The 23,067-nt window shown below is 73.5% G+C and carries 23 protein-coding genes and 1 pseudogene; 13 read left to right on the top strand and 11 right to left on the bottom strand.

Features of this window, described 5'->3' with window-relative positions:
* The first annotated feature begins 58 nt into the window (after window positions 1–58).
* The 4 genes from J5Y04_RS19925 to J5Y04_RS19940 all read left to right on the top strand — a co-directional run bounded on the left by J5Y04_RS19925 (window position 59) and on the right by J5Y04_RS19940 (window position 5,086).
* Window positions 59–1,546 carry a S28 family serine protease gene (locus J5Y04_RS19925; protein WP_209413423.1) on the top strand — a complete coding sequence of 496 codons (1,488 nt, stop codon included), beginning with the start codon at window positions 59–61 and terminating at the stop codon, window positions 1,544–1,546.
* 267 nt (window positions 1,547–1,813) lie between these two features.
* Window positions 1,814–2,443 (top strand): TetR/AcrR family transcriptional regulator, encoded by a 630-nt coding sequence (locus J5Y04_RS19930; RefSeq protein WP_209413424.1) that lies wholly within the window; start codon window positions 1,814–1,816, stop codon window positions 2,441–2,443.
* A complete protein-coding gene (locus J5Y04_RS19935) occupies window positions 2,427–4,061 on the top strand; it encodes an acyl-CoA dehydrogenase family protein (protein WP_209413425.1) in 1,635 nt (544 codons plus the stop codon). The genes J5Y04_RS19930 and J5Y04_RS19935 overlap by 17 nt, the downstream gene beginning before the upstream one ends.
* A 122-nt stretch (window positions 4,062–4,183) precedes the next feature.
* Window positions 4,184–5,086 (top strand): amidohydrolase family protein, encoded by a 903-nt coding sequence (locus J5Y04_RS19940; protein ID WP_209413482.1) that lies wholly within the window; start codon window positions 4,184–4,186, stop codon window positions 5,084–5,086.
* A gap of 13 nt (window positions 5,087–5,099) precedes the next feature.
* On the opposite strand, the gene J5Y04_RS19945 is transcribed toward J5Y04_RS19940, so the two are convergent.
* A complete protein-coding gene (locus J5Y04_RS19945; protein WP_209413426.1) occupies window positions 5,100–5,912 on the bottom strand; it encodes an inositol monophosphatase family protein in 813 nt (270 codons plus the stop codon).
* A gap of 137 nt (window positions 5,913–6,049) precedes the next feature.
* On the opposite strand from J5Y04_RS19945, the gene J5Y04_RS19950 reads away from it, so the two are divergent.
* Both J5Y04_RS19950 and J5Y04_RS19955 read left to right on the top strand, forming a co-directional pair.
* Window positions 6,050–7,192 (top strand): Lrp/AsnC family transcriptional regulator, encoded by a 1,143-nt coding sequence (locus J5Y04_RS19950; protein ID WP_209413427.1) that lies wholly within the window; start codon window positions 6,050–6,052, stop codon window positions 7,190–7,192.
* Between the two features lie 227 nt (window positions 7,193–7,419).
* Entirely contained in the window at window positions 7,420–7,854 is a 435-nt protein-coding gene (locus tag J5Y04_RS19955; protein ID WP_209413428.1) for a hypothetical protein, read from the top strand.
* On the opposite strand, the gene J5Y04_RS19960 is transcribed toward J5Y04_RS19955, so the two are convergent.
* From J5Y04_RS19960 to J5Y04_RS19970, 3 genes are all read right to left on the bottom strand, one after another.
* A complete protein-coding gene (locus tag J5Y04_RS19960; protein WP_209413429.1) occupies window positions 7,851–8,678 on the bottom strand; it encodes a helix-turn-helix domain-containing protein in 828 nt (275 codons plus the stop codon). The genes J5Y04_RS19955 and J5Y04_RS19960 overlap by 4 nt on opposite strands.
* 34 nt (window positions 8,679–8,712) lie before the next feature.
* On the bottom strand, window positions 8,713–9,195 hold the full coding sequence (locus J5Y04_RS19965; protein WP_209413430.1) for a DUF2269 family protein: 483 nt from the start codon (window positions 9,193–9,195) through the stop codon (window positions 8,713–8,715).
* 263 nt (window positions 9,196–9,458) lie between these two features.
* Entirely contained in the window at window positions 9,459–10,169 is a 711-nt protein-coding gene (locus tag J5Y04_RS19970) for a 4'-phosphopantetheinyl transferase superfamily protein (protein WP_209413431.1), read from the bottom strand.
* Between the two features lie 242 nt (window positions 10,170–10,411).
* On the opposite strand from J5Y04_RS19970, the gene J5Y04_RS19975 reads away from it, so the two are divergent.
* Complete coding sequence (locus J5Y04_RS19975) at window positions 10,412–12,025, top strand: choice-of-anchor A family protein (RefSeq protein ID WP_209413432.1); 1,614 nt, start codon at window positions 10,412–10,414, stop codon at window positions 12,023–12,025.
* Window positions 12,026–12,178: 153 nt separating this feature from the next.
* Here J5Y04_RS19975 and J5Y04_RS19980 read toward each other — a convergent pair whose 3' ends face one another.
* A complete protein-coding gene (locus J5Y04_RS19980; protein WP_209413433.1) occupies window positions 12,179–12,805 on the bottom strand; it encodes a TetR/AcrR family transcriptional regulator in 627 nt (208 codons plus the stop codon).
* Window positions 12,806–12,868: 63 nt separating this feature from the next.
* Here J5Y04_RS19980 and J5Y04_RS19985 point away from each other — a divergent pair, with 63 nt between their 5' ends.
* Window positions 12,869–13,813 carry a hypothetical protein gene (locus J5Y04_RS19985; protein WP_209413434.1) on the top strand — a complete coding sequence of 315 codons (945 nt, stop codon included), beginning with the start codon at window positions 12,869–12,871 and terminating at the stop codon, window positions 13,811–13,813.
* A gap of 75 nt (window positions 13,814–13,888) precedes the next feature.
* Here J5Y04_RS19985 and atpF read toward each other — a convergent pair whose 3' ends face one another.
* The 4 genes and pseudogenes from atpF to J5Y04_RS20005 form a co-directional block, all read right to left on the bottom strand.
* A complete protein-coding gene (atpF, locus tag J5Y04_RS19990; protein ID WP_209413435.1) occupies window positions 13,889–14,386 on the bottom strand; it encodes a F0F1 ATP synthase subunit B in 498 nt (165 codons plus the stop codon).
* 208 nt (window positions 14,387–14,594) lie between these two features.
* Window positions 14,595–14,789, bottom strand: a pseudogene (locus J5Y04_RS19995) (TetR family transcriptional regulator); the annotation flags it as partial.
* Window positions 14,790–14,822: 33 nt separating this feature from the next.
* On the bottom strand, window positions 14,823–16,049 hold the full coding sequence (gene kynU, locus J5Y04_RS20000; protein ID WP_209413483.1) for a kynureninase: 1,227 nt from the start codon (window positions 16,047–16,049) through the stop codon (window positions 14,823–14,825).
* 53 nt (window positions 16,050–16,102) lie between these two features.
* On the bottom strand, window positions 16,103–16,933 hold the full coding sequence (locus J5Y04_RS20005; RefSeq protein WP_209413436.1) for a tryptophan 2,3-dioxygenase: 831 nt from the start codon (window positions 16,931–16,933) through the stop codon (window positions 16,103–16,105).
* A gap of 238 nt (window positions 16,934–17,171) precedes the next feature.
* Here J5Y04_RS20005 and J5Y04_RS43565 point away from each other — a divergent pair, with 238 nt between their 5' ends.
* Complete coding sequence (locus J5Y04_RS43565; protein ID WP_148645343.1) at window positions 17,172–17,606, top strand: Lrp/AsnC family transcriptional regulator; 435 nt, start codon at window positions 17,172–17,174, stop codon at window positions 17,604–17,606.
* 125 nt (window positions 17,607–17,731) lie between these two features.
* Window positions 17,732–18,274 carry an NADPH-dependent FMN reductase gene (locus J5Y04_RS20015; protein ID WP_209413437.1) on the top strand — a complete coding sequence of 181 codons (543 nt, stop codon included), beginning with the start codon at window positions 17,732–17,734 and terminating at the stop codon, window positions 18,272–18,274.
* A 26-nt stretch (window positions 18,275–18,300) separates the two neighbouring features.
* Here J5Y04_RS20015 and J5Y04_RS20020 read toward each other — a convergent pair whose 3' ends face one another.
* Together J5Y04_RS20020 and J5Y04_RS20025 are read right to left on the bottom strand one after the other, a co-directional pair.
* A complete protein-coding gene (locus J5Y04_RS20020) occupies window positions 18,301–18,936 on the bottom strand; it encodes a MarC family protein (RefSeq protein WP_148645345.1) in 636 nt (211 codons plus the stop codon).
* A gap of 22 nt (window positions 18,937–18,958) precedes the next feature.
* Window positions 18,959–19,276, bottom strand: coding sequence for a barstar family protein (locus tag J5Y04_RS20025; protein ID WP_209413438.1), 318 nt, complete (start codon window positions 19,274–19,276; stop codon window positions 18,959–18,961).
* 135 nt (window positions 19,277–19,411) lie between these two features.
* On the opposite strand from J5Y04_RS20025, the gene J5Y04_RS20030 reads away from it, so the two are divergent.
* The 3 genes from J5Y04_RS20030 to J5Y04_RS20040 all read left to right on the top strand — a co-directional run bounded on the left by J5Y04_RS20030 (window position 19,412) and on the right by J5Y04_RS20040 (window position 23,035).
* The gene (locus J5Y04_RS20030) at window positions 19,412–19,972 is read left to right on the top strand and encodes a DoxX family protein (RefSeq protein ID WP_209413439.1); all 561 of its coding nucleotides are present in this window, start codon (window positions 19,412–19,414) and stop codon (window positions 19,970–19,972) included.
* A 318-nt stretch (window positions 19,973–20,290) separates the two neighbouring features.
* Window positions 20,291–20,935, top strand: coding sequence for an FxLYD domain-containing protein (locus tag J5Y04_RS20035; protein ID WP_307853204.1), 645 nt, complete (start codon window positions 20,291–20,293; stop codon window positions 20,933–20,935).
* 297 nt (window positions 20,936–21,232) lie between these two features.
* A complete protein-coding gene (locus tag J5Y04_RS20040) occupies window positions 21,233–23,035 on the top strand; it encodes a glycosyl hydrolase family 18 protein (protein WP_209413441.1) in 1,803 nt (600 codons plus the stop codon).
* Window positions 23,036–23,067 lie beyond the last annotated feature (32 nt).

Here is a 23,067-nt window from a genome sequence, read left to right on the forward strand (position 1 = left end):
GGCCGGCCACCGGCTGCCGGAGAGTGTCGAACAGTTCCGTTGACCCGATGGAGAGTTGATGTCCACCAAGCTCAGAAGGTTGTTGGTCGCCGTTCTGCTGATACCGCTGCTCGGCCTCGGCCTGGCGACGCCCGCGTTCGCGCAGGGGGAGCCCGGAAGTGCGGAGGCCGGTGCGCAGGCCGCCGCCGGATCGTCCGTCGCGGACGACGCCTCGGCCGACATCAAGGACCGGCTGGCGGCGATCCCCGGGATGGCCGTTACCGAGGAGAAGCCCACCGACGCCGACCACCGGTACTTCCTCCTCACGTACACCCAGCCGATCGACCACTTCCGGCCGTGGCTCGGTACGTTCCAGCAGCGGCTGAGCGTGCTGCACCGGGGCTACGACCGGCCGACGGTCTTCTACACCAACGGCTACACCCTCGGCACCAACCCCTCGCGCACCGAGCCGACCCGGCTGACCGACGGCAACCAGGTCTCCATCGAGTACCGCTACTTCACGCCGTCCCGCCCGGAGCCCGCCGACTGGACCAAGGCCGGCATCGAGCAGGCTGCCACCGACTCGCACCGGATCATCACCGCCCTCAAGCGGATCTACCACCGCGCGTGGCTCTCGACGGGGGCCAGCAAGGGCGGCATGTCCTCCACCTACCACCGGCGCTTCTTCCCGGAGGACGTGGACGGCACCATCGCGTACGTCGCGCCGAACGACGTCGACAACCGCGAGGACTCCGCGTACACCGAGTTCTTCAAGAACGTCGGTACCCCTGAGTGCCGTGCCGCGCTGAACGCCGCGCAGCGTGAGCTGCTGGTCCGCCGCGACCGGCTGGAGGCGCGTTACGCGGCCGACAACGCCGCCGCCGGTTCGACCTTCACCACCACCGGCAGCGCGGACCGGGCGTACGAGGCGGGCGTGCTCGACGTGGTCTGGGCGTTCTGGCAGTACAGCACCGAGGCGGACTGCGCCAAGGTCCCGCCGGGGGCCGCCGCCACCGACGACCAGCTGTACGCGTGGTTCGACGAGCAGTCCGGCATCACCGGCAACAGCGACCAGTCGCTCGCCAAGTACACCGCGTACTACTACCAGGCGGGCACCGAGCTGGGCTCGCCCACCTTCGAGGTCCCGCACCTCAAGGGCCTGCAGCACTACGACTTCAAGGAGCTTTACTCGCCGCGCACCTACGTGCCGAAGAACATCCCGATGCGCTTCGACCCGTCCGCGATGCGTGACATCGACCGCTGGGTGAAGCACTCGGCCGAGCGGATCATCTTCGTCTACGGGCAGAACGACCCGTGGGGCGCCGAGCCGTTCCGGCTGGGCTGGGGCAGTGAGGACAGCCACGTCTACACCGTGCCCGGCGGCAACCACGGTTCCAACATCGGCAAGCTGCCGGCGGCCGAGTCGGCCGAGGCCACCGCGAAGGTGCTGGAGTGGGCGGGTCTGGCCGACCCGGCGGCCGCCCGCTCGCTGGCCCAGTCGCACCAGGTCCCGCCGTTCGGTCCGCTGGACGAGGAGGGCCTGAAGCTGGAGCGCCACCGCCTGTAACGGCGACGGGCGACCACCGAGGATCCGCGAGGGGCCACCCGGCCGGCACGCCGCCGACGGGTGGCCCCTTCGCATACGCCCACGCCCACGCCTGTGCCCTGTGCCCTGCGCCCCACGCCCGCGCCCGCCCCTACCGTCCCCGCGCCCGCCCGCGACCACCCCAGCGGGGACGGCCCCGGCGGGGACGCCTCGCCGGGGGAAGCCCCCAGTGGGGAAAGCGGCGCGCGCCCCCTCCCCGAAGCAGTGAATCGGTGCTTCAATGCTTCCATGGCCTACCGACGCACGCCCGCCGTACAAGCCCGTCTGGACGCCCAGCGCGAGGCGGTGCTCCAGGCGGCGGTCGGGCTGCTCGCCGAGCGCGGCTACGGCGGCTGCTCGATGGCCGCCGTGGCGGACCGCGCCGGGATCGCCACCGGCAGTCTCTACCAGCACTTCGCCAACAAGGCCGAGCTGTCCGTCGAACTGTTCCGCCGGGTGGTCACCCGCGAGATCACCGCCGTCAACGAGGCCGTCGCCCGCCGCGAGACCCCGCAGCAGCGGATCGCCGTCGTCGTCGAGACCTTCGCCGCCCGCGCCCTGCGGGCACCGCGGCTCGCCTACGCGCTCCTGGTCGAGCCGGCCGACGCGGTCGTGGACGCCGAACGCCTGGTGTTCCGGAGGGCGTTCCGCGACGTGATCGCCACCGAGATCACCGCCGCCGTGGCGGCAGGCCAACTGCCCGGGCAGGACCCGGAGCTGACGGCGGCCGGCATCGTCGGGGCGGTCGGCGAGGCGCTGGCGGGCCCGCTCGCCGAGGCCCACACACCCGTTTCCGGGGACACCCCGCCCGAGGTGGTCCCCGCCCTGGTCTCCTTCACCCTGCGTGCCCTGGGAGGACGCGATGACAGCGACGCATGAGGTCACCAACCAGGTGCCCCTGCCGTACGGACACGACACCGCCGCCGACCCGGCGCTGATCGCCGCCCTGCACCGGGCCGGCGCCGGCTGGGCCGAGCCCGAACTGCACGAGCTGGGCCGACTGGCCGGCTCCGAACAGGCCGCCGAGTGGGGCCGGTTGGCCAACGAGAATCCGCCGGTGCTGCGTACCCACGACCGCTTCGGCCACCGGATCGACGAGGTGGAGTTCCACCCGGCCTGGCACGAGCTGATGCGCACCGCCGTCGGCCACGGCCTGCACGCCGCGCCCTGGCGCGACGACCGGCCGGGCGCACACGCCGCCCGCGCGGCCAAGTTCTTCGTCTGGGGCCAGGTCGAGGCCGGCCACACCTGCCCCGTCTCCATGACGTACGCGGCGGTCCCGGCCCTGCGCGCGACCCCGGTCCTCGCGGCCGAGTTGGAGCCGCTGCTCGCCGCCTCCGAGTACGACTTCGGGCTGCGCGAGCCGCGCGGCAAGCGCGGGCTGATCGCCGGCATGTCGATGACCGAGAAGCAGGGCGGCTCGGACGTCCGCACCAACACCACCACCGCCACCCCGCACGCGGACGGCACCTACCGCCTGACCGGTCACAAGTGGTTCACCTCGGCGCCGATGTCGGACCTCTTCCTGACACTGGCCCAGGCGCCGGGCGGGCTCAGCTGCTTCATGCTGCCGCGCGTCCTCCCGGACGGCGGTCGCAACCGCCTCCACCTCCAGCGGCTCAAGGACAAGCTCGGCAACAAGTCCAACGCCTCCGCCGAGATCGAGTACGACGGCGCGGTCGGATGGCTGGTCGGCGAGGAGGGGCGGGGAGTCCCGACCATCATCGAGATGGTCAACATGACCCGCCTCGACTGCTCCATCGGAGCCGCCTCCGGCATGCGCCTCGGCGCCACCCGGGCCGTCCACCACGCCGTCCACCGCCACGCGTTCGGCCGGGCGCTGGTCGACCAGCCGTTGATGCGCAACGTGCTCGCCGACCTGGTCGTGGAGTCCGAGGCGGCCACGGTCGTCGCGATGCGGCTCGCCCAGGCCACCGACCGGGCCCTCGCCGGGGACGAGACCGAGACGCTGGTGCGGCGGCTGGGGCTGGCCGTCACCAAGTACTGGGTCTGCAAGCGCGGGCCGGCGCACGCGGCAGAGGCCCTGGAGTGCCTGGGCGGCAACGGCTACGTCGAGGAGTCCGGCATGCCCCGGCTCTACCGGGAGGCGCCGCTGGTCTCGATCTGGGAGGGCTCCGGCAACGTCGCGGCCCTGGACGCGCTGCGCGCCATGGCCAGGCGGCCGGAGAGCGTCGAGGCCTTCCTCGGCGAGCTGGACGCGGCGGCCGGCGCGGACCGCCGGCTCGACGCGGCCGTCGCCGAACTCCGCAAGCAGCTCGCCGACCTGGGCGACGTGGAGTTCCGGACGCGCCGGCTGGTCGAGTCGATGGCGCTGGCCTTCCAGGGCTCGCTGCTGGTCCGCCACGGCGACCCGGCGGTGGCGGACGCCTTCTGCGCCTCCCGGCTCGGCGGCGACCACGGAGCGGCCTTCGGCACCCTGCCGTCCGGGACCGACGCCGGGGCGATCATCGACCGCGCCCGCCCGGTGCCCGCATGAGCGACGACGCCCGCATGAGCGACGCCACCGTCAAGGGCGACGAAGCCCGCATGGACGACGACGCCCGCATGAGCGATGCCACCGTCAAGGGCGACGACGCGGTCAGGGCCGACGACGCCCGCATGAGCGACGCCGTCGGCCCTGCCGACGAGGCGGCCGAGGTCCGCGCCTTCTGGCAGCGCCTCGGGCTGCCCGGTCTGATCGACGTGCACACCCACTTCATGCCGCAGAACGTCCTCGACAAGGTGTGGGCGTACTTCGACGCGGCGGGCCCGCTGGTCGACCGGCCGTGGCCGATCACCTACCGGCTGGCCGAGGACCAACGCGTCCAGTGCCTGCGGGACTTCGGCGTCCGGGCGTTCACCGCGATGCTCTACCCGCACAAGGCCGGCATGGCCGCCTGGCTCAATGCCTGGGCCGCCGGCTTCGCCGCCCGAACCCCGGACTGCCTGCACACCGCGACCTTCTTCCCCGAGCCCGGCGCGCCCGCGTACGTGGCCCGGGCGATCGAGGACGGCGCCCGGGTCTTCAAGGCACACGTCCAGGTCGGCGGGTACGACCCGACGGACCGGCTGCTCGACGAGGTGTGGGGCCTGCTCGCCGAGACCGGCACGCCGGTGGTCACGCACTGCGGCTCCGGGCCCGTCCCCGGCAAGTACACCGGTGCCGGCCCGATCGGCGAGGTGCTGGCCCGGCACCCGCGGTTGGCCGTGGTGGTGGCCCACCTGGGGCTGCCCGAGTACACCGACTTCCTCGACCTCGCCGAGCGGTACCCGAACGTGCGGCTCGACACCACCATCGCGTTCACCGACTTCGTCGAGCGCGACACCCCGTTCCCGCCCGCCGAACTGCCGCGCCTGGTCGGGCTCCAGGACCGGGTCCTGCTCGGCAGCGACTTCCCCAGCATCCCGTACCGCTACGTGCACCAGCTGGAGGCGCTGGACCGGCTGGGCCTGGGTGAGGAGTGGCTGCGCGCGGTCTGCCACGACAACGCGGCCCGGCTGTTCGGCCTCGCCGGCCGCTGAGGCGGGCGCGCCGTCACCCGACCGAACGCAGCACCTTCAGCACGTCCCCGTGCAGCCCGGGCGCGGCGGCGAGGAAGCCGTCGGAGCCGGCCGTCCAGGCCGCGCCGACGGCGTCCGTCACCGTCGCGCCCGCCTCGGACGCGATCAGCGCGCCGGGCAGCAGGTTGCCGGCGTCGGCGCCGTACTCCCAGAACAGCCCCAGGTGCCCGGAGCCGACCTGGGCCACCTGCAAGGAGGTCGGTCCCAGGTTGCGGACGGCCAGCACGGATCCGAGCACCGCCGTCAGCGACTCGCCCGCGCGGCGCAGTGCCACCGTGTCCGCGGCCGCCGACGGCGGCTGGCTGGTCCCGGCCACGGCCACCGCCAGCTCGCGCTCCAGCGGCGCGACCGCCCGCCCGTCCAGCTCGGCGCCGCCGCCCCGCACCGCGCGGTACGTCCGCCCGCCGAGCTGCGGCGCGTGCACCACGGCCAGCACCGCGACGCCGTCCCGGACCAGGGTCGCGGTGACCGCCCAGTGCGGCAGACCGAGCAGGTACTGCACGGCGCCGTCGGTGGCGTCGCAGAGCCACCACTCGCCCTCGGCCGGCACCGACCCCTCCAGTTCGTCCGTCACCCAGCCGGCCTGCGGCCGCAGTTCGCCCAGCCGGGCCCGCAGGCGGGCGGCGGCGGGGCCGTCCAGCTCGGCGAAGTGCGCCATCGCCTCCGCGACCGTCCGCCCGGGGGTGGGCTCGGTCGGGCGCACCTCGGCCAGCCGGGCGCCGACCTCCCGCACCGCCGCCTCCACCCCCGGCAGCAGCTCCTTCAGCTCCTGGACCTCGTCGTTCATCGCCGTCCTCCTGTCGTGTCAGCGTCCTGTCCGCCGCGGCCCGGAAGCCGGATCCGCCGGCCGCACAGGACAAGGAGTACCGTCCGTACTGCTGGACAGGACGTGAATCGATCAAGAAATGACGGAGATCGGACTCGATGGACCTCTCGACTGCTGATCCGGACACGGTGCTGGACACACTGGATCGCCGTCTGGTCTGCGCCCTCCAGGTCGACGGTCGGGCCGGGACCGGCCGGATCGCCGAGGTGCTCGGCGTCTCCGCCCGGACCGTGACCCGCCGCCTGGCCCGGATGCAGCAGGCGGGGCTGCTGTGCGTCGTCCGGATGCCCGACGTCGAGGACGCCGCCGTCGGCGCGCTGCTGCTGCGGGTCCGGGTACTGCGGGGCAAGGTCGACACCATCGCCCAGGCCCTCGCCGACCGTCCCGACGTGCCCTTCGTCGACGTCATGCTCGGCGGCCAGGAGGTCGGTGCGGTGATGCTGAGCGACGCGGGCGCCCGGGACCGGCTGCTGTACGGGCAACTGCCCGCCACCGCGGCGGTCACCGAGACCACCACCCACGCGGTGCTGCACGCCTTCTCGGACGCGGGCCAGTGGCAGGCCGGCTACCTGGACGAGGCCGAAGTGGCAGCCCTGACCCCGGCCGCCCCCGTCCCGCCGCCAGCCCTGACCCCGGCCGCCCCCGTCCCGCCGCCAGCCCTGACCCCGGTCGCCCCCGTCCCGCCGTCAGCCCCCGTCCCGCCGTCAGCCCCCGTCCCGTCGGCCGCCCCTGTCCCGGCGACCCTCACCCACCCGGCCGCGGACCGGCCCCGGGAGAAGCCCCCGCTCGACGAGCTCGACCGCGCCCTGCTCGCCCGCCTGTCCGTCGACGCCCGGCAGTCCCACGCCGCCCTGGCGGTGGCCGTCGGTACGCCCGAGTCGACCGTCCGCCGCCGGCTGCACCGGCTCTCCGCCGCCGGGCTGCTCCGCACCCATGTCACCGTCGACCCGCGGCTGCTGGGCATGGCCGTGGACGCCAACCTCTGGCTGGACGTCCCCCCGGGCCGGCTCGCCGAGGTCGGCACGGCCCTGGCCCGCCACCCCCAGGTGCACGGGGTCTTCGCCACCAGCGGCCCGGCCAACCTGATGGCCACCCTGTTCTGCCCGGACCACGGCGGCCTCTACCGCTTCCTCACCGGGACGCTCGGCCCGCTCGGTGTCGACCGCGCCGAGACCGCGATCGTGGCCCGCGCGGTCAAGCGGGCGGGCGTCGCCTTGCAGCGACCGCGAACCCGCCCCTGAGCCGCCGGCCGGCCGCCGCCGAGCAGCCTCCGACCCGCCTGCGACCCGCCCCCCGCCCCGCCCCCGACCCGCCTGCGATCAGCCCCCGAGCCGCCTCCGACCAGCCCCCGACCTGGGCCATTACCCCGGAGGTAATCGACGCCCCGGAACCGGCCGGGCAGAGTGTGGAGCACCCGGTCGCGCCGACCGCACCGGGGCCCGAACCCACCTCCGGAGGCTGATCCGCCATGTCCGCGAACGCCCTCACCGCCGCCCGCACGTCCGCCTCCGGCCAGAAGGCCCAGCAGAACCTTCGCCGCTTCCTCGCCCTCGACGCGGTGGTCAGCGGCGGAAACGGCCTCGCCTACCTGGCCTTCTCCGGTCCGCTCGGCGACCTGCTCGGCGTCGGCGGCTCCACCCTGGTCGAACTCGGCGCAGTCCTCGCGGTGTTCGGTCTCGCCGTCGGCCTCCTGGCCGCCCGCCGCCGCCCGGCCCGCCTCGCGGTGCAGGCGGTGATCGACGTCAACGTGGTCTGGGCGGTGCTCAGCCTGGTCGCGATGGAGTTCTGGCTGGAGCCGAGCACCGCCGGGCTGGTCTGGATCCCGGCGCAGGCCGGCACCGTGGCGCTGTTCGCCGTCCTCCAGTTCACCGCCCTGCGCGGGCTCGACCGCAGCGACCGCTAACGGTCGGCGGGCACCGCCGCCTGCAGGAACGCGACCGTCTCCGCGTCGGCCGGGAGGAACGTCTCCATGGCCAGCTCGGAGACGGTCACGTCCATGGGCGTGTTGAAGGTCGCGATGGTGGAGAGGAAGGACAGCACCCGTCCCTCGAACGCCACCCGCATGGGCAGGGCGAACGGGAACAGCTCGGTGATGTCCTCCTCCGGCTCGTCGACGGCCGTCGACGGCTCGGGGTAGGCCCGGACCTCGTCGAACAGCTCCCGCAGCGGCTCCGAGCGGACCAGCGAGATCTGGTGCTCCATCCGCTCCAGCAGGTGCCGCCGCCACTGCCGGAAGTTGACGATGCGCGGTGCCAGCCCGTCGGGGTGCAGGGTGATCCGCATCGCGTTGAGCGGCGGCGCCAGCAGGTGCGGGGCGACGCCGGAGAGCAGCAGGCCGAGCGAGCGGTTGGCCGCCAGCACCCGGAAGGTGCCGTCGACCACCAGCGCGGGGTACGGGTCGTGCGAGGCCAGCAGTCGTTCCATGCCCGCCCGCAGCGCGTCCATCGCCGGGTCGTCCAGCGGCGTCTCGGGGTAGTGCGGGGCGTAACCGGCGGCCAGCAGCAGGGAGTTGCGCTCCCGTACGGGGATGTCCAACTGGTCGGCGAGCCGCAGCAGCATCTCCTGGCTGGGGCGGGAGCGCCCGGTCTCGATGAAGCTGACGTGCCGGGCCGAGGAGTCGGCCCGCAGCGCCAGTTGCAGCTGGCTGAGCTGCCGCCGCTCGCGCCAGCCCCGCAGCAGCGCGCCCACACCCGTCCCGGTACTGGTCTCTGTCCCCGCCGTCGTCATGACAGGACCGTACCGGGCGCGCCGGGCCGGCGGCTCAGGCGCCCGTGGTCGAGCCCGGGCGGATGATCATCAGCACCACGACCACGGCCCAGAGCAGGTTGAAGACACCGGCGGTCATCGGCAGCAGCCGCAGGCCCTGGACGGCCTTGCCGTGCTCGGGCGCCCCGCCGTCGAGGTCGAGCGCGTCCACCGCCGCCTGCTGCGCGGGCAGCACGAAGAGCAGCAGGGAGAGGGCGGCGAGCGCGGTGAGCACCATCGAGACGATCAGCCAGGACTGCCCGAGCACGTCCATCACCTGGGCGACGCCGATGCCCATCACCGGGACGGCTATCCCCAGCAGCGCGTAGACCTGGGTGATCCGGTGCAGCAGCCGCAGCATGCCGGCGTCGGCGGCCCGGTCCGGCCCGCCGGCCAGCGCGGCCTTCGCCCGGCGCGGGAACATGCTGACGGCCACCGCCACCGGGCCGATGAACAGCACCGAGGCGAGGACGTGCAGGCTCAGCAGGAACTTGGCCATGGCGGGGGCATCCCTTGATCCAACGGGGGCTGCGCGCCGGGAGTGCGGCGCGGGCAGCCGGGGCGTCCGGTTCCGCGCCCTGAGCAGGCACGCTAACACCGCTTATCCGGGGCCCCGCCGGTCGGGTCGCACCGCCCGCCCGCCGCGCGGCCGGGTCGTCCCGACCGCGCCGTCCCGTCCTTGCCGTCGCACCCTCGCCGCCCGCCGCGGCCCGCCCGTCGCGGCCCGCCCGCCGTGGGGCCCGCCCTCAGGTGCCCGGACGCTCAGGCGGCCGGCGGCGTCAGCAGGACGACCTGCGGCGCGGCGGTGCTCACCGCGGAGACGGCCGCCCCGTGCGCGGCGTCGGTCCAGTCGAGCAGGTGCAGGTCCTGGTAGCGGCTGAGCAGCGGACGGCCCGCCGGGACGTCGAGCGGCAGGGCGGAGAGGTCGACGGCGGCGAGCCCGTCGAGGCTGGTCCGCCCGAGCTTGATCAGCGATTCCTTCCGCACCCACTGCCGCAGGAACGCCGTCCCCGGCTCCGGGTGTGCCTCGACCAGTCGCAGCTCAGCGGCGCCGAGCACCCGCCCGGCGACGTCGAGGAGCGCGCCGCTGCGCGCGGTGAGCTCCACGTCGACGCCGATCGGCCGGTGTCCGGCGGCGGCCGCGACGACGCCGTTGGTGTGGGAGAGGCTGACGTGGACGTCCGGGTGGTCCGGCAGGTACGGGCGGCCGTGGTCGGCCTTTCCGCAGTCGGGGCAGTTCTGGGCCAGCGTCAGCGCGGCGGCCGGGACGCCGAGCAGCCGGCCGGCGCAGAGCCGGACCAGGATGTGCGCGGCGATGTAGTCGGCCCGGCCGGCGTCGTGCCGGAACCGGGCGGCGCGTTCGCGCTCCAGCGGGGTGAGCAGGTGCTCGCCGGCCTCGGGGTGCCGCAGGACGTCCGCGCTGGCCGCGACGGCGGCGAGCGGGGCGTGCGGGTCCTGGTCCTCGGAAGTCATGGTCCCCAACCTAGCCGTGGCGGGCGGACACGCGGCGGCTGGCCCGTCCGGATGATGCTCGGATCGGCTCTGATGATCTCTAGGTATGGATAGTCCGATTTAGTGTTGGATGTCCTGGATTCGGTGGAATCAACACGGGATCAAATGAACCGCGGCAGGTTGTCCGACCTGCCCTTTTCTCTGTGCGGAGGAATGTGTCGATGGGTCAGGACACCGGTACGCCGGATCACAGAACAACCGTCATGGCGAGGACGCCGGAGGTCCGCCGACGCCGGGCCCTCCGGGTGGCGGTGGCCACCGTCGTCGCGGCGCTGCCGTTGGCCGCCGTGCTGACGGTCGGTTCGGCCGCGCCGCTGGCGCCGCCGCTGGGGGCCTGCACCGGGCCCGACTGTCCGGCCACCTGGCCGTCGCCGCCGCACAACGGCGACTTCGCGGGCCGGGACGCCTCGATCAACATCTTCACGGGCGGCGACTACACCGTGAACGGCCGCGCCGCCGAGGCCGAGGGCAAGATCGTCACGCTCGGCAGTCTCACCGTCGACAAGAGCCAGGGCGGCGGCGCCTTCAACATGGGTGTGGTGGGCGTCGGTTCGCGCGTCGTGCCGCCCGACGGGAGCGACTTCGTCACCGTCGGCGGCAACGTGGACGTGAAGACCGACAACCGGATCCTGATCGGCGGCAGCGACTCCAAGGGCCAGGCCTTCGGGAACCTGCGGTACGCGGGCACGCTCTCCGGCACCGTCAACATCGACCCGACCGGCCAGGCGATCAAGGATCCGGACGCCGCCGCGCCCTACCGGTCGGTGCTCACCCAGATCGAGGAGGTCTCCGCCTGCGTCGGCAGGGCGACCGCCACCGGCACGGTCGTGGTGACCGCCAGCGAGGCGACCTTCACCGGTGACGGCACCAGCATGAAGCAGGTCTTCAACCTCAACCGGAACCTGGGCTCGGCCGGCCAGCAGATCGGTCTGGTCTTCGCCGGCATCCCGTCCGGCGCCACCGTGGTCGTCAACGTCCTGCCGGACGACGCGATCATCAACACCTACACCGGTACCGGCCTGCCCGGTGACCAGACCACCGGGATGCGCTCCAAGCTGATGTGGAACTTCCCCACCTCCACCAGCGCGCGGATCCTCGGCAGCGCGCAGTTCCAGGGCTCGGTCATGGCGGGCAACGCGGGCGGTACCACCACCATCGCCCAGGCCGGTTTCAACGGGCGGGTCTACCTGGCGGGCAACCTGATCCAGACCGGCACCGGCGGATACGAGATCCACAGCTACCCGTTCGACGGGGACCTCCCGGACTGCGACGTGACGCCGAGTCCGTCCCCGACGTCCCCGAGCCCCTCTCCGACGTCGCCCTCTCCGACGTCCCCGTCGCCGACCAGCCCGACGTCGCATCCGACGAGCCCGCATCCGACGAGCCCGCATCCGACTTCGCCGACGTCGCATCCGACCAGCCCCCGCCCGACCAGTCCTCACCCGACGAGCCCGCACCCGACGACACCGCCGCCGACTTCGCCGACGTCGCATCCGACCAGCCCCCACCCGACGAGCCCGCATCCGACCAGCCCCCACCCGACCAGCCCCCACCCGACGAGCCCGCACCCGACGAGCCCGACGTCGCACCCGACCGGCCCGACCTCGCCCGCGCCGACGAGCCCGACCACGCACCCGACCGGGCACTGGCCCACCAGTCACCGGCCGACCGGCAGCACGTCGCCCGGCGGCGGCGCTGAGCTGCCGTCGACCGGTGCGGGCAACGGCCCGGTCGTCCTCGGCCTGGCCGGCGTCGGCCTGCTGGGCCTCGGCGGTCTCGCCGTTCTGGCCGCCCGCCGTCGCGGACGCCACAGCTAGCCGCTGATGTCCGGCTGCGCGCCCCGGCCGCGCGCCGCTGCTGGACGCCGTCAGGCCGCCCGGTCACCCGACCGGGCGGCCTGACGCGTCCTCCCGGGGTCCCGCAATGCCGGAATGCCGCAGCGCCCGAGTGCCGGGTGCGGGGCGGGGTCCTCATCGTGCGGGGTAGTCCGCCAGGCCGGTCCGCAGCAGGCCGAAGGCCGCCCCGGCCGCCGCCTCGGCCCGGACCCGGACGCTCTCGGCCGGCTCGCCGGCCACGATTCCGCGCCGGATCTCCGCCAGCACCGCCCGGTGCGCCCCCGCGACGGCGCCCGCGAGCACGCGCGGCAGGGGGTCGTCCGGCGCCGCCCCCGACTCCTCGGCCAGTACCGCCGCGAGTGCCGCCTCGGAGCGTTCGCCCAGTTCCAGCAGCCGGGCCCGCAGCGCCGGGCTCTCCGTGACCACCCGCCAGAACACCGCGGCCTCGGCGCTGAGCCCGTACGTCGGTTCGCCCGCCGCCAGTCCGGCCAGCAGGTCGGCCCGGACGGCGTCGACGGCGGACGTGCCGGCCGGCCGCTGCCGCACCACGGTGGCCAGGTGGGCGGTCACCTCCTCCTGCCGGTCGAAGAAGAGGTCCTCCTTGGTCGGGAAGTAGTTGAAGACGGTGTTGGCGGAGACCCCGGCCGCCCGGGCCACCTCGACCACGGTGACCCGGTCGAACCCGCGCTCGACGAACAGGCCCATCGCCGTGTCGGCCAGCAGGGCCCGGGTCTGCTGCTTCTTGCGTTCGCGAAGTCCCATGCCCGAATCATAGTGTCACGCTAAATTTGCAGCGACACCAAAAATATCGGCTACGGTGGCGGCATGACCTTCACCTTCGGCATCTACCCCGGCGGCCTGATCGGCGACGAAACCGGCCTGATCGAACCCGTCCACCCCGACGATCCCGCCCTGATCACCGCCGCCCTGCGCGAACTCCACGGCGCGGCGCCCTCCTTCCTGGTGCGCGCCTACCGTCAGCACCCCGAGGGGCGGGCCACCCCGGCCGAGCCGGAGCGCTACGCGGTCGAGGGCCGCCGCCTCGACCTCGTCCTCCAGTTCCGGGAGCCGGACGGGCGGCTGGACGGCTGGCTGGACTTCGTCCGGCACACCGTCCGGACCGAGGGCCACCGGATCGCCCTCCTGCAGATCTGCGAGGAGCCCAACGTCGCTCTGCCCGTGCTCGACGGCAGCGTCCCCAACGTCCGCCAGGCGCTGGTGCAGGGCGTGATCGCGGCCAAGGAGGAGGCGCTCGCCTGCGGTCACGACCTCAGGGTCGGCTTCAACGCGGCGCTGAACCTCGATCCGGCGGACACCTTCTGGACGGAGCTCGGCGCCCTCGCCGACGAGCGCTTCCACCGTGCGCTCGACTACGTCGGCCTGGACTTCTTCCCTGACGTCTTCCGGCCGTTGCCGCCGGAGCGGCTGGCGGAGATGGTCACCGCGGTGCTCACGGACTTCCGGCACGGCTCGGTCGCCAAGGCCGGCATCGGCCCGTCGGTGCCGCTGCGGATCTGTGAGCACGGCTGGCCCACCGGTCCGGACCGGACCGAGCGGCGGCAGGCCGAGGTGGTGGCGGAGGTGGTCCGGACGGTTGCCGGCCTCGCCTCCGAACTCGCCATCGAGGGCTATGCGTTCTTCAGCCTGCGGGACGCGGACAGTGCGGGTGCCGGGGCCTTCGACCGGTTCGGCCTGCTCCGGGACGACTACACCCGCAAGCCGGCCTTCGACGTCTACCGGCGGCTGGTCGCGGAGCTGACCTCGTCGTGACGGCGGTGCCGGACGGCCCCGCCCCCGGGCCGAGTCCTCGACCGCCTGACGGGCGGGGCCGTCCGGCGCCCCGGTTCAGCGTTCGTCGAAGAAGCGGTCGACCGTGCCGCGCCCGGCGGCGACGGCGGACACGGACTCGCCGACCACCCGTCCCGCCAGGTCGACGGCCAGCTCGCCGACGTCCCGGCGGAGCATGACAGCCGCAAGCGCCTGGTCGACGGCGATCTGCGCGTTCGCCTCGGCGACCAGCCGGTCGCGCTCCCGGACGCCCTCCTCGCGGGCCGCCGCGATGATCGCCGCACCCTGCTCGGCGGCCTCCTGCCGTATCAGCGCGGCCTGGTGCCGGGCCGTCGCCAGCTCCTGCCGGTACGCCTCGTACGTCCGTTCCGCCTCGGTGCGGATCTCCTCCGCCCGCTCCAGCCTGCCCTCGGTCGCCTCCCGCCGCTCGGCCTGCACCTGCTCGATCCGCGGCAGCACCTTGCGGCCCAGCAGCCAGGTCATCACGAAGAAGCAGGCCAGGCCGACGAGAAGTTGGGTGGGCTCGGGGCTCAGTGGCCCGGATGCCAGGTTCATGCGCCACTCCTATGATCTGACGATCGGTCATAGGAGTACCTGCCCGGCATGGTTGTGGTCGAACCGCCGCCGGTTGCGGGCCCGGCGGCGAAGCGGGCCCGGCGGCGAAGCGGGCCCGGCGGCACAACGGCTCGGCGTCGAGTCCGGGCAGAAGCGGCGCGAGGGCCTGCTCGGTGCGTTCCTGGCGGGCGGCCATGATCGCGTCGAGCAGGCCCTCGCGGGAGCCGAAGTGGTACTGCACGGCGGAGGGGTTGCTCTGCCCGGCGAGCCGGGTGATGTCCCTGGTCAGAGCCGCTTCCACGCCTCGGGTGGCGAAGAGTTCCTCCGCGGCCCGCAGCAGCTTCTCGCGGGTCTCGTGGCCCGCCGACGTCCTTGCCATGCCGACGACTTCAATGCTGGGCATTATCAACGGCAAGGCGGGAGGGGCGGACGCCCGTCAGGTCACCTCGCCGCGCCGGGAGAAGCGTTCCTCCCGCCACTCGCCGCTCTCCAGGACCTCGGCCAGCTGCTGCGCCGCGTCCCAGACCTCGGTGTACGACAGGTAGAGCGGGGTGAAGCCGAACCGCATGAGGTCCGGGGCGCGGAAGTCCCCGATCACTCCGCGTGCGATCAGCGCCTGCACCACGGGGTAGCCGTCGGCGTGCCGCAGCGCGACCTGGCTGCCGCGCCGGGCGTGCTCGCGCGGGGTGGCCACCTCGACCCCGTCCAGGCCCTCCGTCAGGGCGATGAACAGATCGGTCAGCGCCAGGCTCTTCGCCCGCACCGCGGCCAGGTCGGCCCGCTCCCAGACGTCCAGCGAGGACTCCAGCGCCGCCTGGCCGAGCAGCGAGGGCGAGCTGGTCAGGAAGCGGCCGATGCCCGCCTTCGGGTCGTACCCGGGCTCGAAGGCGAACGGGCGGGCGTGCCCGAACCAGCCGCTCAGCGGCTGCTCCGGCCCGGCCGCGAGGTGACGCTCGGCCACGTACAGGAAGGCCGGTGAACCGGGGCCGCCGTTCAGGTACTTGTAGGTGCAGCCGACGGCGAAGTCGGCACCGCTCGCTCCGAGTTCGACCGGGAGCGCGCCCACCGAGTGGCAGACGTCCCAGATCATCAGCGCGCCCGCGGCCTGCACCCGGGCGGTGATCCCGGGCATGTCCAGCAGCTCGCCGGTGCGGTAGTCGACGTGTGAGAGGACGACGACCGCGACGTCCCCGTCGAGGTGCCGGTCCAGCTCCTCCGGTGCGACCAGGACGCTGCGCGCGCCCTCGAACAGCCCGGTCACGCCCTCGGCGATGTAGAGGTCGGTCGGGAACGCCGCGCCGTCGCCGAGCACCGTGCGACGGCCGGGGCGCAGCCGCAGCGCGGCCGTCAGCACCTTGAACAGGTTGACCGAGGTGGTGTCGCAGACGACCACCTCCGCCGGCCCGGCCCCGATCAGCGGGGCGATCCGGCGGCCCAGCCGGTAGGGCTGCTCGAACCAGCCGGCCTCGTTCCAGCTGCGGATCAGCTCCCGGCCCCACTCCTCCTCGACCACCTGCCGCACCCGCCCGGGGGTGCGGGCCGGCAGCGCGCCGAGCGAGTTCCCGTCCAGGTAGACGACCCCCTCCGGCAGCGCGAACTCCTTGCGGAACGCCGCCAGCGGGTCGGCGGCGTCCAGCGCCTCGCACTCCTCGCGCGTGATCATGCCCGTCCTCTCGCCCACGTTCCCGTCCTGTCCCTCGGTGGCGGACCGCTCGTTCACAGCTCGTCCCGGACGGTCCACAGCTCCGGGAAGACGTCCTGCTCGGCGGCCTTGCGCAGCCAGGTCAGACCGCTGGAGCCGCCCGAGCCGGGCTTGGCCCCCATCGCACGCCTGACCGACGCCAGGTGCCGCTGGCGCCAGCGGGTCACCCGCTCGGCGACGTCCAGCAGTGCCTCGGCGAGCGGCTGCAGCGCCGCGTGGCCGGGGTCGGTGTAGACCTGCCGCCAGGCCGCCTCCACCGCCGGGTCGGCGCGGTGCCGCTGCTCGGACGGCTCGTGCGGCACGGCCAGCCCGCGCCGGGCGAGCAGGGCCAGCGCGTCGTCGTACAGGCCGGGGGAGCGCAGGGCCTCCCGCAGTTCGGCCTGGGTCTGCGGCACCTCGTCGTACATCCGCAGCAGGGCGGCGTTCTTGTTGCCGAGCAGGAACTCCAGGTGCAGGAAGGCCGAGGACTGGAAGCCCGAGGCCTCGCCGAACACCGAGCGGAAGGCGTTGAACTCCTGCGGCGTCATGGTCGCCAGCAGGTCCCAGGACTCCACCAGCACGTCCTGGACGTGGGTGCCGCGGCGCAGCGCCGCCAGCGCCGCCGGCAGGTCGTCCTCGCGCAGCGCCTGCTGGGCGAGCGTCCACTCGTGCCGCAGCAGGCCGAAGAGCAGCTCCATCACCTGGGTGGTGACGATGAACGACAGCTCGGCCGGCACCTTGCTGCGCGGGTTCTGCAGGCTGTGCAGCTCGGCCAGCCGCACGTACCGGGCGTACGGGGTGCCGTGACCCGGTTCGCCGTCCCGACCGAACGACAGGTTGGGCTTCTCCACCGCGTCGTGCCCCATCCCGATCCCTCCTGATGACCCGCACCGTTGCGGGGCCCCAATTGTGCGGTCGCCACCACCGGCTCTTGAATGGGCTCCGGGTATCGCAACGGCCTCCTGACCTGTCATTCGAGAGGTCTTTGTGCCGATCTGCTTTACGATCGCGAAACGGCGGAATCCGGCCGTCCGCGGGCCCGCCCTCCCGGGCTCGCCGCCCACCGCCCGATGCCCGCCACACCACCACCTCCCGGGAGCCGCCGTGGACGCCGTCGACCGCCGCCTGTTGGCCGAACTGCAGGAGGACGCCCGGCTCTCGTACAACGAACTCTCCCGCCGGGTGAGCCTCTCCGCACCCGCCGTGGCCGAACGGGTGCGCCGGCTGGAGGCGGACGGGGTGATCAGTGGCTACCACGCCCACGTCGACCCCGTCCGGGCCGGGCTGCCGATCACCGCGCTCGTGCAGCTCCAGTGCTACGGTCCGCGCTGCGTGCTGCGCGACCCCGAGGTGGCCCGCTGGCCCGAGGTGCTCCAGCTGCACCGGGTGACCGGCGGGGCCTGCTGCGTGCTGCTGGTCGCGGTGCCCACGATGGCCGACTTCGAGGCCCTGACCGACCGGCTCGGCGCGTACGGGCAGCCGTCCAGTTCGATGATCCTCTCCAGCCCGGTGCCCTGGCGCCCGGTGGTCGTTCCCTGAGCCGGCCCGCCGGGCGGGCGGAGCCCCGGACCCGGTGGAGCCCCGGGCCCGGCGGAACCCCGGGATCCGACGGAACGTCAGACCCGGCGGAGCGGCAGGCCCGGCGGAGCGGTAGGTTCCTCGCCATGCCGAACGACGAGTGTCACATCCTGCTGCTCTCCGGCAGCCTGCGCGCCGGCTCCACCAACGAGACGGTGCTGCGCACCGCCGCCGCGGTCGCGCAGACCACCGAGGGCGTCACCGCCACCTACTACACCGGCCTGGCCGCGCTGCCGCACTTCAACCCCGACGACGACACCGACCCGCTGCCCGGGCCGGTCATCGAGCTGCGGGCCGCCATCGAGGCCGCCGACGCCCTGCTGATCTGCACCCCGGAGTACGCGGGCACGCTGCCCGGAGCCTTCAAGAACCTGCTGGACTGGACGGTCGGCGGCACCGAGATCTCGGACAAGCCGTCCGCCTGGATCAACGCCGCCGCCCCCGGCCGCGGCCAGGGAGCCGAGGCGACGCTGCGCACCGTGCTCGGCTACACCGGCGCGGCCGTGCTGGAGGAGGCCTGCGTGCGGATCCCGCTGGACCGCGCGGCCGTGGGCCCGGACGGTCTGGCCACCGACCCGCTGGTCCGGGACCGGATCGGCGAGGTGCTGGCCCGGCTGGCGGCCGGCTGACCCGCAGCGCCTCCTGCCGGCCGGGCTCAGTGCCCGTCCGGCAGGTGGACGCCGAGCCCCGCCAGGCCGTTCAGGAACAGCTCGACGCCGACCGCCGCCAGCAGCAGGCCGAGCAGCCGGGAGAGCACCTCCAGCGAGGTCCGGTGGGTGCGCCGCATCAGCGGGGCCAGCGCCGCCACGCAGAAGTAGTTGATCACCACGACCGCGAGGTAGGCCCCGACGATGGTGGTCCGCCAGCCCCAGTCGTCCTTGCTGAGGGAGGCCACCAGCACCGCGGTGACCGCCAGCGGGCTGGCGATGTACGGCAGCAGCAGCTCGCGGATGCCGTCCACCATCGGGTTCGGCAGGTGCTCGTCGGCCTCGTCGGGGCCGACGCCCAGGTGGATGCCGAGGACCAGCGCGACGGCGTAGACGAAGAAGATCGTCCCGCCGGCCAGCTGCAGCGACTGGTCGCTGATGTGGAACAGCGAGGTGACGGCGTCGGCGGTGTAGGCGAGCACCACCGCGATGACGGCGGAGATCAGCGTGGACCAGGCCGCGAGCTGCCGCAGCTCCGCGGTGCTGCGGGTGGCCGCCAGCCGGGCGAACGACAGCAGGACCTTCGGCGGGCCGACGACGGCGAAGAAGGCGATGAAGGCGCCGCTCAGGTTGAAGACGAACATGGGCCAAGCATGACCGGGATGATCATCGCAGTTCGACCGCCACGCCCTCGGCGCGCAGGGTGACGAGGATCGCGTCGAAGTAGCCGACCCGCCGCTCGCCGAGGAGGACCGTGCCGGTCAGGTGCCGGCGGGCGGTGTCGGCGTCCTTCCAGAGCAGGGTGAACGGGGGAGTGGGGCCGAACCCGCCGTGCAGGCAGTCGGCCAGCGCGTCGAGGTTGGAGCCGTAGTAGCCGCCGGGGCCGTTCAGGGCGGCGCCGAGGGCCGTGTAGAAGGCGCCGCGGTCGGTGATCCCGCGGCCGTCCAGCACGTACGTGGGCCGCTCCGGCCGGGTGACGGTCATCTGCCCTCCACTCCTGCTCGCCCCGTATTCCCCTCCTCCTCGATATTCCCCCGGATGGCGGTCCCAGGTCGATCAGGCCCGCCCTTTCGGCTGCTATGGAAGCGGGACCACCCTGCGCTGGAACGAGGATGCGACATGTGTCTGAACCGTAAGGACCTGGGCCTGCTGGCCCTGCGCGGCGCCGTCGGCGGGGTACTGATCGCGCACGGCACCCAGAAGCTGTTCGGCTGGTTCGGTGGCGGCGGCCTGGAGGGCACCGCCCAGGCGATGGAGCACATGGGCTTCCATCCGGGTCGGCAGAGCGCCATCGCGGCGGGCCTCGGCGAGGCCGGCGGCGGTGCCATGCTGGTGGCCGGCCTGGCCACGCCGGTGGCCGGCGCGGTGGTGGCGGGAACCATGGCGGGCGCGGTCGCGGTGCACGCGCCGGCCGGCTTCTTCGTCACCGCGGGGGGCTACGAGTACCCGGCCTTCCTCGGCGCGACCGGCCTGGCGCTGGGCCTGGCCGGGCCTGGCCGGTACTCGCTGGACCACCTGACCGGGCACGCCTTCGACCGCCCGTGGGTGGGGATGCTCGCCTTCATGGCCAGCGCGGCCTCGGCGTACGGCGTGGTGGCCCGCCGCCGGCACGCGGTCCGGCTGAGCGAGGAGCGGGCCGCGGTGGAGGCCGAGGAGCAGGAGGGCTCGGGCCTGTCCTGAAACCGCCCGTCCTGAAACCGCTTGTCCTGCAAGCCGCCTGTTCCGGGGGAACCGGTGCACGGGAAGTCGGGCCGGCCGACTTCCCGTGCACCGTGCCGTCACCCGGGCGCGGCGCCCCACGGCCGCGCTCACCCGGACGCACCAGCCCCGCTGGCGGCCGCGACCACGGCCTCGGAGGGTGGGCGGGAGGTGTGCCGGGTACCCCGGCGCCGGGCAGAATCGAGGACCCCGATGGATCGTCAGCCGGACCACCGGCCCGAGCGCCGGCCCGAGTGCCGGTCTGAGAACCGGCCTGAGAACCGGGCCGAGAACCGGCCCGTGCACCGGTCCGACCGCGGGCCGGAACAGCGGCCCGGGTGTCGGACGGCGGCCCCCTTCCGGCCGACCGCGCAGGACCCGGACGCTCCCGTCGTCCACCGCCCCCGCCGTGCGCTGGCCGGCGCGCTGGCCGCGGTCGTGCTCGGCGCGACGGCGCTGGCCGGCTGCTCCTCGAACGGCAAGGCCAGCAGCGCCGTCTCCTCGGTCGCGGGCGCGGTGGAGTCCGGGCTCTCCGCGGCCGCCTCCGCCGCGGCCTCGGCGGCGGCTTCGGCGGCCGCCTCGGCCGCGGGCGGGATCTCCTCGGCCGTCGCGTCGGCGGCCGCGTCGGCCGAGGCGGCGGCCTCCTCGGCTGTCGCGGGCATCAAGGGCGGGCTGGACGCCAAGGGCGACGTCGCCGCCGGAGCGGTCACGATCGGCTCGGACGGCAAGGCCGAGGTGCCGCTCACCATCACCAACCACGGGCAGCAGTCGGGCCGCTACGTGATCCAGGTCAACTTCACCGACGGCTCCGGCAACGTGCTGGACGCGACGGCGGTGACCGTTCCGGACGTCGCCCCCGGGCAGAGCGCCCAGGCCACCGCGCGCAGCAACCGGGACCTGACCGGCACGGTCAAGGCCGAAGTGGCAAATGCCGTCCGCTACTGACCCGCAGGTCAGCGGGGGTGACGAGGAAATCGGCCAACCTTAAGGGCGGCTCAAGGCTCAACATCACCCCTTGACGGGGGATTTGGTCTAGTCCATTTTATTCCCAGGTGCAGGGAGCCCCTGAACCGGCGTCAGCGGTCTTGGCCGCGGGCGCCGGTTCGGCATATCCCGGTGTCCGTCAAGGCATGTTCCCGCTCGATTCCCTTCCCTCGTTCTGTCATGCCCTGGTCGTGCGGCCCCACCCCGTACGGACCCGCCGGGGCGGCGGAATCCCCCACAACCAGGAGTCACGCACCCATGCTCCGTTCACGTATCGAAAGGGCCGGGACCCCGGCCCAGGAGGGCGGCCGCCGCCGGCGCCCGAAGAGCCTGGCCGCCGTCGCGGCCGGGACGACCGCCTCCCTGCTGCTCGGCGCGGGCCTCGCCCTCTCCGGCGGCGCCCCGGCCAACGCGGCCGTCACCAACTCCACCGGCGCACCGGCCACCAGCGGCGGCATCAAGGTCGCCTACTTCGACCAGTGGTCGATCTACGCGAACGCGTACTACCCCAAGACGATCCAGGACACCGGCGTGGCCGGGAAGCTGGACTACCTGATCTACTCGTTCGCCAACATCAACCCGACCGACCTGGGCTGTTTCGAGGCCACCAAGGCCGCCAACCAGGACGACAACAACCCGAACGCCGGTGACGGCGCGGGCGACGCCTTCGCGGACTACCAGAAGAGCTTCGGGCCGGACATCTCGGTCGACGGCGTCGGTGACGTCTGGGGCCAGCCGATCGCGGGCAACTTCAACCAGCTGAAGAAGCTGAAGGCGAAGAACCCCAACCTCAAGATCCTGATCTCGCTGGGCGGCTGGACCTACTCCAAGTACTTCTCGGCGGCGGCCGCCACGGACGCCTCGCGCAAGCACCTGGTCTCGTCCTGCATCGACATGTTCATCAAGGGCAACCTGCCGGTCGACGCCGGCTACGGCGGCCAGGGTGCGGCGGCCGGCGTCTTCGACGGCATCGACATCGACTGGGAGTACCCGGGCGGCGGCGGCCACACCGGCAACCTCTCCAGCCCGAACGACAAGCAGAACTTCACCCTGCTGCTGAAGGAGCTGCGCGAGCAGCTCGACGCCCAGGGCAAGGCCGACGGCAAGACCTACGCCACCGCGGCGGCGGTCGGCGCCGGCCAGGACAAGATCCGGAACGTCGAGACCGACAAGATCGGCCAGTACCTGACGTTCCTGGACATCATGACCTACGACATGCACGGTGCGTGGGACGCCAAGGGCCCGACCAACCACCAGGCCCCGCTCTACTCCGGCCCGGACGACCCGATGACCCCGGCCGCACCGGGCCACGGCAAGTACTCGGTCGACGCCGCGATCAAGGCGTACACCGCCGGCGACGCCGACTACGGCATCCCGGGCGGCTTCCCCGCGAAGAAGATCAACGTGGGCGTCCCGTTCTACTACCGCGGCTGGACCGGCGTCCAGAACAACGGCAAGAACGGCCTCTTCCAGCCCGCCACCGGCCCGGCCGCCGGTGCCTCGATGTCCGGCAGCGTGCCCGGCATCCAGATGTACAAGGAGCTCGCGGGCTTCGTCGACAACCCGGCCAAGACCTTCTGGGACGACACGGCGAAGACCACGTACTTCTACGACGGCTCCACCTTCTGGTCCGGTGAGGACGCCCGGTCGATCCAGGCCAAGGTCGACTACGCCCACTGCAACGGCCTCGGCGGCTCCTTCGCCTTCTCGCTGTACGACCTGGGCACCAAGACCGCGCTGTTCGACAAGATGGTCGAGGCCACCAACGGCTCCGCCGCCGGCTGCCCGGCCGCGCCGACGCCCACCCCGACCGCGACTCCGACGGTGACCCCCACGCCGACCGCCACCGCGACTGCCACGGCCACCCCGACCGCCACCGCGACCCCGACCACCCCGGCCGGCTGCTCCGCCGCCCCGGGCTGGGACTCGGCCGCCACCTACGCCAACCCGACCAAGGTCTCCTGGAAGGGCCACTACTACACCAACAAGTGGTGGACCAAGGGCGAGGACCCCAGCACCACCGGTCAGTGGGGCGTCTGGACCGACAACGGCCCCTGCTGAACCGCCCGAGCGACTGAGCACATGAGGGCCTG

This window comes from Kitasatospora sp. RG8 (genome assembly GCF_017813315.1).
Taxonomy (GTDB): Bacteria; Actinomycetota; Actinomycetes; order Streptomycetales; family Streptomycetaceae; genus Kitasatospora.